Origin of the sequence: Dermacoccus sp. NHGro5 (genome assembly GCF_017565385.1) — a bacterium.
GTDB classification, from domain to species: Bacteria; Actinomycetota; Actinomycetes; order Actinomycetales; family Dermatophilaceae; genus Dermacoccus; species Dermacoccus nishinomiyaensis.
On sequence record NZ_JAGEKQ010000010.1, the window covers coordinates 44,965 to 52,435 of the forward strand.

General features: G+C 71.2%; 6 protein-coding genes. 3 read left to right on the forward strand and 3 right to left on the reverse strand.

The window, feature by feature from the left end:
• Positions 1 to 319 precede the first annotated feature (319 nt).
• The 3 genes from J4Z35_RS05750 to mraZ form a co-directional block, all read right to left on the reverse strand.
• Complete coding sequence (locus J4Z35_RS05750; RefSeq protein WP_136788337.1) at positions 320 to 808, reverse strand: hypothetical protein; 489 nt, start codon at positions 806 to 808, stop codon at positions 320 to 322.
• Between the two features lie 140 nt (positions 809 to 948).
• A complete protein-coding gene (gene rsmH / locus J4Z35_RS05755) occupies positions 949 to 1,920 on the reverse strand; it encodes a 16S rRNA (cytosine(1402)-N(4))-methyltransferase RsmH (RefSeq protein WP_074041040.1) in 972 nt (323 codons plus the stop codon).
• Positions 1,921 to 2,058: 138 nt separating this feature from the next.
• Positions 2,059 to 2,490, reverse strand: a complete 432-nt coding sequence (gene mraZ / locus J4Z35_RS05760) for a division/cell wall cluster transcriptional repressor MraZ (RefSeq protein ID WP_074041041.1) — start codon at positions 2,488 to 2,490, stop codon at positions 2,059 to 2,061.
• 396 nt (positions 2,491 to 2,886) lie between these two features.
• Between mraZ and J4Z35_RS05765 the strand changes: the two genes are divergently transcribed.
• Genes J4Z35_RS05765 through J4Z35_RS05775 form a run of 3 tightly spaced genes read left to right on the forward strand, consistent with a single transcriptional unit; the run spans position 2,887 to position 7,147 of the window.
• Positions 2,887 to 3,858: an AAA family ATPase gene (locus J4Z35_RS05765; RefSeq protein WP_038567730.1), complete on the forward strand. Its 972-nt coding sequence runs from the start codon at positions 2,887 to 2,889 to the stop codon at positions 3,856 to 3,858.
• Positions 3,855 to 4,955: a DUF58 domain-containing protein gene (locus J4Z35_RS05770; protein WP_074041042.1), complete on the forward strand. Its 1,101-nt coding sequence runs from the start codon at positions 3,855 to 3,857 to the stop codon at positions 4,953 to 4,955. Before J4Z35_RS05765 ends, J4Z35_RS05770 begins: the two co-directional genes overlap by 4 nt.
• On the forward strand, positions 4,952 to 7,147 hold the full coding sequence (locus J4Z35_RS05775; protein WP_074041043.1) for a transglutaminase domain-containing protein: 2,196 nt from the start codon (positions 4,952 to 4,954) through the stop codon (positions 7,145 to 7,147). Before J4Z35_RS05770 ends, J4Z35_RS05775 begins: the two co-directional genes overlap by 4 nt.
• Positions 7,148 to 7,471 lie beyond the last annotated feature (324 nt).

The window sequence follows — 7,471 nt, forward strand, 5'->3', positions numbered from 1 at the left end:
AGTCGCGAACGTCGGCGCGGGTGCCCGACGGCCGCGAGACGTGCCCGGGCGGGTTCGTTCCAGCGCACCGGGCGGCCCTGGCCGTCGCTGTTCTGACGAACGCCTCGCGCACCACCACCCGCAGCCGGCCGTTCGCGAGGCCGATCCTGACCCTGGGGTCGTCCCTGTCGCCGGTTCTGCGCCGGAACCCGACCGCGAGATCCAGGACGCTGGGAGCCGTCGGGACGGGGGCGGCGAGGCTGGCCGGGCTGAGAGCGCCGGGGTCGATCCACGTCAGCTCTCCTCGTCCCGCTCGTCCACGTCGTGCTCGCTCTACGTCTTACTTGCTCGTCTTCTTCGCCGCCTCGGCCTTCTTGGCCGCCTCGGCCTTGGCCGCAGCAGCGTCGGCCGCTGCCTTCTCCTTGGCTCGAGCCTGCGCCTGCGCCACCGGGTCGGTGATGTGCAGACCGACGGTGCCGCTGGCGATCACCTCGCCGGCCGCCTTGCTGGCGGGGGTGCTCGGGAGCGTGTTCACACTAAGCGCCGTGCCCGCCTGGCTCGGGTGTGCCACGCCGAGCTTCTTGCCCGTGTCCCGACTCACATAGGTGATCGACGCCGGCTTGACCATGCCGTAGCTCTCGGCCTTCAGCGTGAGCTCCTCGGGCGCGGACACGGCCGAGATCTCGCTGTCGAGCGCCTGCTCTCGCTCGTTGAGCGTGGAGACGTCACTGCGCAGCGTCGAGAGGGTGAACGACTGCTCGGCGCGCATCGTGTTGAGGAACAACAGCGCAAGCGCCGAGGCCATCGCGACGAGGACGGCGAGCGCCATGAAGCGAGTGTGCCCGGCGCGCTCGGCGGTGGCGACCTGAGTCGCTGGCCGAGCCGGACGCGCACCGGAACGGGCCGAGGTGACGCGGGGGCGACTCGTCGTCACTCGACGAGGGGCGCGGGTGGGGGCGGCCAGCTGGGTCATGACTGGCTTCCTTTCGCTCGGGTGCGTTCGATGACTCGTAATCTGACGGAGGCACTGCGGGGGTTGCGCGCGAGTTCGTCCTCGCTCGGGACGGCGGCGCCCCGGGTGACGAGCGCGAACTCGGGACGGTGCTCGGGTAGTTCCACCGGTAGACCGGGCGGCGCGGTCGAGGCGGACGCAGTTGCGAAGGCGCGCTTCGTGATGCGGTCCTCCAGCGAGTGGAACGACAGCACGGCGAGGCGTCCGCCGACGGCCAGCGAGTCGAGCGCCGACGTCACAGCCTGCTCCCAGCCGCGCAGTTCGTCGTTGACCTCGATGCGCAGGGCCTGGAAGGTGCGCTTGGCCGGGTGGCCGCTCTGACGCTGCGAAGCGAGCGGGATGACCGAGCGCAACATCTCGACGAGCCGACCCGACGTCGTCCACGGCTGCTTCTCTCGCTCCTTGACGACGGCGTGCGCGATCTTGCGGGCGAAGCGCTCCTCGCCGTACGTCTTGAGGATGCGCTCCAACTCGTCCTGGCTGGCGGTGTTGAGGACGTCGGCGGCCGTGGGCCCGTCGCTCGTCTGGTCCATCCGCATGTCGAGTGGCGCGTCGGCGCGGTAACTGAAGCCGCGGTCGAGCTCATCGAGCTGCAGGCTGGAGACGCCGAGGTCGAACAGCATCGCGTCCGCGGGGCGGGGCAGGACGTCGGCGACCTCGGTGTTGACGGCGTGCACGCCTTCGAAGCGGTCACCGAAGCGGGCGAGGCGTTCACCGGCCAGACGCAGGGCCTCGGTGTCACGGTCGATCCCGATGGCGCGGGCCTCGCCGAAGCGCTCGAGCACGGCCTCGGTGTGGCCACCCATGCCGAGGGTGGCGTCGACGTAGAGAGCGCCGGAGCGCTCGAGCGAGGGGGCGAGAGCGTCGAGGATCTCGGTGAGCATGACGGGCACGTGACGATCGGCTGCGAGGCCGCGTGACATCTCCATCGGTGCTCCGTCGCTCGAATCGGGGTGGGCGGCATTCGGCCGGCGGCGCTGCTGTCGCCAGGGCCCCCGCCGCTGGGCTTCCGGCACCGGGGAAGGTGTGTCGGATTCTCAGCGGCCGGAGACCTCGCGACAGCAGGGCTACAGCAAACCGGGAACGACTTCTTCGGCCTGCTCGGAGAACGGCTGTTCCGCGCCGGCGAGGTAGTCGTTCCACGCCTGCGTGTCCCAGATCTCGACGCGGTTACCCGCACCGATCACCGTGCATTCCTTCGAAAGACCCGCGTACTCGCGCAGCAGCGGCGGGATCGTCACACGGCCCTGCTTGTCGGGGATCTCGTCGCAGGCCCCCGAGAGCAGGACGCGCTGATAATCACGCACCGCACGCGAGGTGACGGGTGTCGTGTTCATCGCGGCAGCGATGCGCTCGAACTCGTTCATCGGAAAGACGTACAGGCAGCGTTCCTGCCCACGCGTCATGACGAGGCCCGCAGCGAACTTCTCGCGAAACTTCGCGGGAAGGATCATGCGGCCCTTGTCGTCGAGACGCGGCGTGTGGGTACCCAGAAACACGGCTGGGCACCTCCCGTCACCGATCTCGCTCCGATGACCCCCACTCTACTCCACTTCACCCCACCATGTCGCCCCACCATGTCTGATCTCGTGATCTGGGCAGAGCGATTTCCGCGTCATTGCAGGGCTGACGGCGGGTGGGGCGCGGTGGAGGGAAAAAACCGCCGCTCCCCGACCGTGGGGGCGCGGGGTCCGGCTCGGTCGACGGCTTCACGGCCACGGCACCTCGTCGAGAGCGCAGGTGGAGCGATGTGGAGGAACCCGGTGGAGCGCAGTGGAGGGCGTGCGTGGAGCGCGGTGGAGGGCGATGCGCTCGTCGGCCATGCGGGTGACGACGCATCCGAGCCCGCGGGGCGAACTGTGGCCGGGGAGGGAAGTTTGGCAAGATCGTGAGTCATGGAACGCCGCAGCCCCGAGCCTCGCCCCGCGACCACCGACGTCCTCGGCCTCGCCGACGCCGTACGCCGCAACGTCGCCCTCGTCGTCGAGGGCAAGGACGACGTCGTGCTCACGGCCGTCACCGTGCTGTTCGCGGGCGGTCACCTGCTCGTCGAGGACGTGCCGGGCGTCGGCAAGACCGTGCTCGCCAAGGCCCTGGCCCGTTCGGTCGACGCGACGATGCGACGCATCCAATTCACGCCCGACCTGCTCCCGAGCGACATCACCGGTGTCAACGTCTACGACCAGGGCAAGGGTGACTTCACGTTCCGTCCAGGCGCGGTGTTCGCGAACATCGTCATCGGTGACGAGATCAACCGCGCCTCGCCGAAGACGCAGTCGGCGCTGCTCGAAGCGATGGAGGAGCACCAGGTGAGCATGGACGGGCGCACCATGCCGCTGCCGCGCCCCTTCATGGTCGTCGCGACACAGAACCCCGTCGAGATGGACGGCACCTTTCCCCTGCCCGAGGCGCAGCGCGACCGTTTCATGGCGCAGATCAGCATGGGTTACCCCTCTGCGCGCGCCGAGCTCGACATGCTTCTGCACCACGGTGAGAAGGACCCGCTCGACACGCTGCGTCCCGTCGCCAGCGCCGACGACGTCGAGCACGCGATCGATGCCATCGCGTCGCTGCACACGAGTGACGCGCTGCGTCAGTACGTCGTCGACCTCGTCGCCGCGACGCGCAGCCACCCCAGCCTGCGTCTCGGCGCGAGCCCGCGCTCCTCGCTGCAGCTGCTGCGCGCGGCGCGCGCCCACGCCGCCATCGCGGGGCGCGACCACGCGCTACCGGAGGACGTCGCCGCCATGGCGCCCGCCGTCCTGTCGCACCGTGTCCTCATGAACCGCGCCCAGCGCGACGAGACGCCCGGTGACGTCGTGCGCCACCTCGTCGAGACCGTGGCTGTGCCGTCGGCGTCGCGATGAGCGCGCTGCCGCGCCTCACCCGTCGTGGCCTGCTGCTCGCGGGAGCGGGCGTCTCCCTCGTGCTCATCGGCGCGTTCTCGGGTTTCACCGACCTCGTGCGAGCCGGAATCTTCGCGTTGCTGCTCCTCGTCCTCAGCGTGCTGACGCTGTTCGTCGCGACACGCGCGTCGGCGCAGGTGCGTCACGTCGGCCCGCGGTTGCCGCTCGAACCCGGTGACCGCGAGCGTGTCGCCGTCCACGCCGAGCTGTCGCTGTCGGCGCGATTCTCGGGTGCCACCCTCCAGGAACCGCACACGTTCGGCGGCCCGACGCCGTCGTGGCCGGTCGAGGGGCGCCACTTCGACGGCGAATACGCGGTGAGCGCACCTCACCGCGGCCGCTTCGTCACCGGTCCGACGCGCCTGGTCGTGCGTGACCCATTCGGCCTCGCGCACCTGACGCGGGACGTCGCCGCGCGCCGTGAGATCCGCGTGTGGCCCCGCCAAGACGTCGCGCTCACGCCGCAGCGCGAGCGCAGCCTCGTCGGCGACTCGAGCATCGAATCGCACCTCGCCTTCGGCGGCGAGGTCGGGGCGAGCGTGCGCCAGTACGTGCGCGGTGACGACATGCGCCTCGTGCACTGGCCCGCCACCGCTCGCCGCGGTGAACTCATCGTCCGCCAGCTCGACCCACCGACCGACGAGACCGCCCGTGCCCGGCTCGTCGGGCACGTCGAGACCCCGGGTGTCGACGCCGGATGGGAAGGCCTCGTCGAAGCCTGCGCCTCGTGGCTGAGTGCACGCGCCCGCGCGCACCAGCCGTTCGCGCTGCGGGTCGGCGCCGAGACCTACCGCGATCTCCACGACGCGATGGACGCCCTCGCCGTCGCGGGTGATTGCCCCCTCGTCGACGACGCCGCGTCCGCGCACGTCGTCTTCGTCCACGCCGACACCGCGGGCTCACTGGGGCCGGCGCCGTCCGGGGGTGAGGCGTTCGTCGCCGGATCACCCGATGCCGTGACGTCGATGCGCGCCCGCCTCGACGCCGACGGGTGGAGCACACACACGGTTCGCGAGGCGCGCCCCGTCACCACCGCCCCCGCCGAAGGAGCTCGATGACCACCCGCCGCATCCTCGCCGAGGTCGCCCTGGGGCTGCTGTGCCTGAGCGCCTGCTGGCCGCTCGTCGAGTTGTCGAAGGCCGGCAGCGTCGGCGTGCCGATCGTCGTGGCCGCGCTCGTCGTGTGGGCGATCGGCGCCGGGCTGCGACGCGTGGGTGCACGCTCCTGGCTCATCGTGCTCGCGCAGGCGGCGGCCGTCGTCGTCGCGCCACTCGCGGCGCTCGCCGCGCACGGGGTCTCCCCGACCCCGTCCGCTCTGCGGGCCGCCGGCCACGAGGCGCAGAAGGTCGCGAACTCCTCCGTCGCTCCCCTGCCGGCCCTCGCCGGCGTCATCGCCGCGCTGACGCTCGGCGCCGCGCTCGTCGCCCTCGTCGTCGACTACGTCGGCGGCACCTCGAAGCTGCCGGCCGCCACCGTCCTGCCCGTCGCGGCGCCGTTCGTGCTCGCGACGACCGCGCTCGGTCAGACGCTGCCGCTGCCCTACTTCGCTGCTGCCGCAGCCGCGTGGGCGCTCCTGATGTGGCTGAGCACGAGTCGTTCCCGCACGTTGACGGGTGCGCCCGTCTTCGCCGCCGTGACGGTGCTGGCCGTGGCCGGCGCCGCCGCCCTGTCGGGGCACGTGCCGACCCGCGCGACTCCGGCTCTCGCCGAGGGTGGGGCCCGGGGCGTCGACACGAGCGTGGACTTCTCGACATCGCTCGACCTGAGCAATGATCTGTCCTCGCGCAACGCGGCGCCCGTCCTCACCTACACGACCGAGGACTCACAGCCCGGCCCGCTCCGGGTGACGACGAGCTCGACGTACGCGGACGGCCAGTGGCGCGCCCGCACGAACGAGCCGACGACGAAGGTGAAGGCCAACAGCGAGTTCCCGGCGCTCGGCTACGACCCGGCCGTGCCGACGACGAGCTCGCAGGCCACCGTCACGCTCAACGCGATGAAGCCGCCGTTCATCGCCGCGCCGACGACGCTGCGCGCCGCCGCCTTCGGCCAGGGCCACGACACCTTCGACGTCGGAACGACGACCGGCGTGCCGCACCTCGACGCTCAGGTGCCCGCGTACGCCGTCATCTTCCGGACGTTCACGGCGGCAGCGCGCCCCGTCGACGACTCGGCCGTCAGCGCCGGAACGGGTGGGGTGACGCAGGACGACCTCGACGTCGCCTCGCTGCGGCAGGCGGCCCGCACGCGGATCGACGCGCTGCTCACCGCCTCCGGCGCCGGAGATGCGACCTCGCGTTTCGACAAGGCCGTCGCCATCCAGAACCACCTGCGCACCGACCCGTCCTACACGTACTCGCTGACGCTCGCCCCGACCCGCACCGTCGACGGCGCGCAGCTCGACCCCCTGTCCAACTTCCTCGAGACAAAGCAGGGTTACTGCACCCAGTACGCCACCGCGATGGTGATGAGCGCGCGCTCGCTCGGCATCCCGGCGCGCGTCGCGATCGGATTCCTTCCCGGCACGAAGCGGGGCAACGAGTACGAGGTCCGCGCCGCGGACGCGCACGCCTGGCCGGAGCTGTACTTCCCCGGCATGGGGTGGACGCGGTTCGAGCCGACGCCCGGTTCGCGCTCGGGCGCGGCCCCGGCCTACGCACGGACGAGCCCGTCGGCGACGAAGTCGTCGTCGAGCGCCCCGACGACGAGCTCGAGCGCGCCCGTGCCGTCCACTCGTTCGGTTGCCCCGTCGACGACGCAGACGTCGAGGTCGACCTCGCACGGCGCGCCGGTGACGCCCCACGACGACGGCGTTCTTGGTCGCGTCCTGCTGACGCTGCTCGGCGCACTGGCCGTCATCGCCCTGCTCGGCGCATTGCCGCTGCTCGGTTGGTGGCGACGCAACCGCCCGGTGCGTCAGGCACGTGAGCCCCGCGAGCGTGACGAGGCGCTGTGGCACCGCATGGTGTGGAACCTGCGCGACCTCGGGTACGTCATCACGACCGAGCGATCCCCACAGGAAGCGGCCGGCCGGTTCGCCGACGACAACCCGCGCGCGTCGACGCACCTCGTCCAAGCCGTCGAACGCGCGGCACACTCGATCGAGAACTCGCGCTACGCTCCGACGCCTGCGCGGGGCATGGCTGCCACGACCGAACGCGTGACGCGCGCAGCACGCTCCGACGCCTCCGTCGGCGCTCGCCTGCGGGCGTGGCTGCTGCCCCGCTCAGCGTTCGGGGCACGGAGCTGACGTCGCCGCGGGGCCCTTCGAGCGTGGGTCCCGCGGTGCGTCAGACGTTCTGGCTCGTCCGGTGTGCCGGATGGTCGGGCGTTCGACCCGTTAAGGTCGCGGATATCTGCGTTTTCCCTACGCCCAGACTTCTTGAACGAGGGCCCTCTAACACGGCATACACGCCACTGGCCCACATCCACTCGAGTGGATGTGGGCCAGTGGCGTCGTGCGCGAGGCTGCGAACGCCTCGCGCCTCGTCCACGACTCTCAGTCGAGGATTCTCAGTCGAGGTAGTTGCGCACTAAGAACGCGTTAGCGCTGTGCGGATTTCAGGTGGTGGCG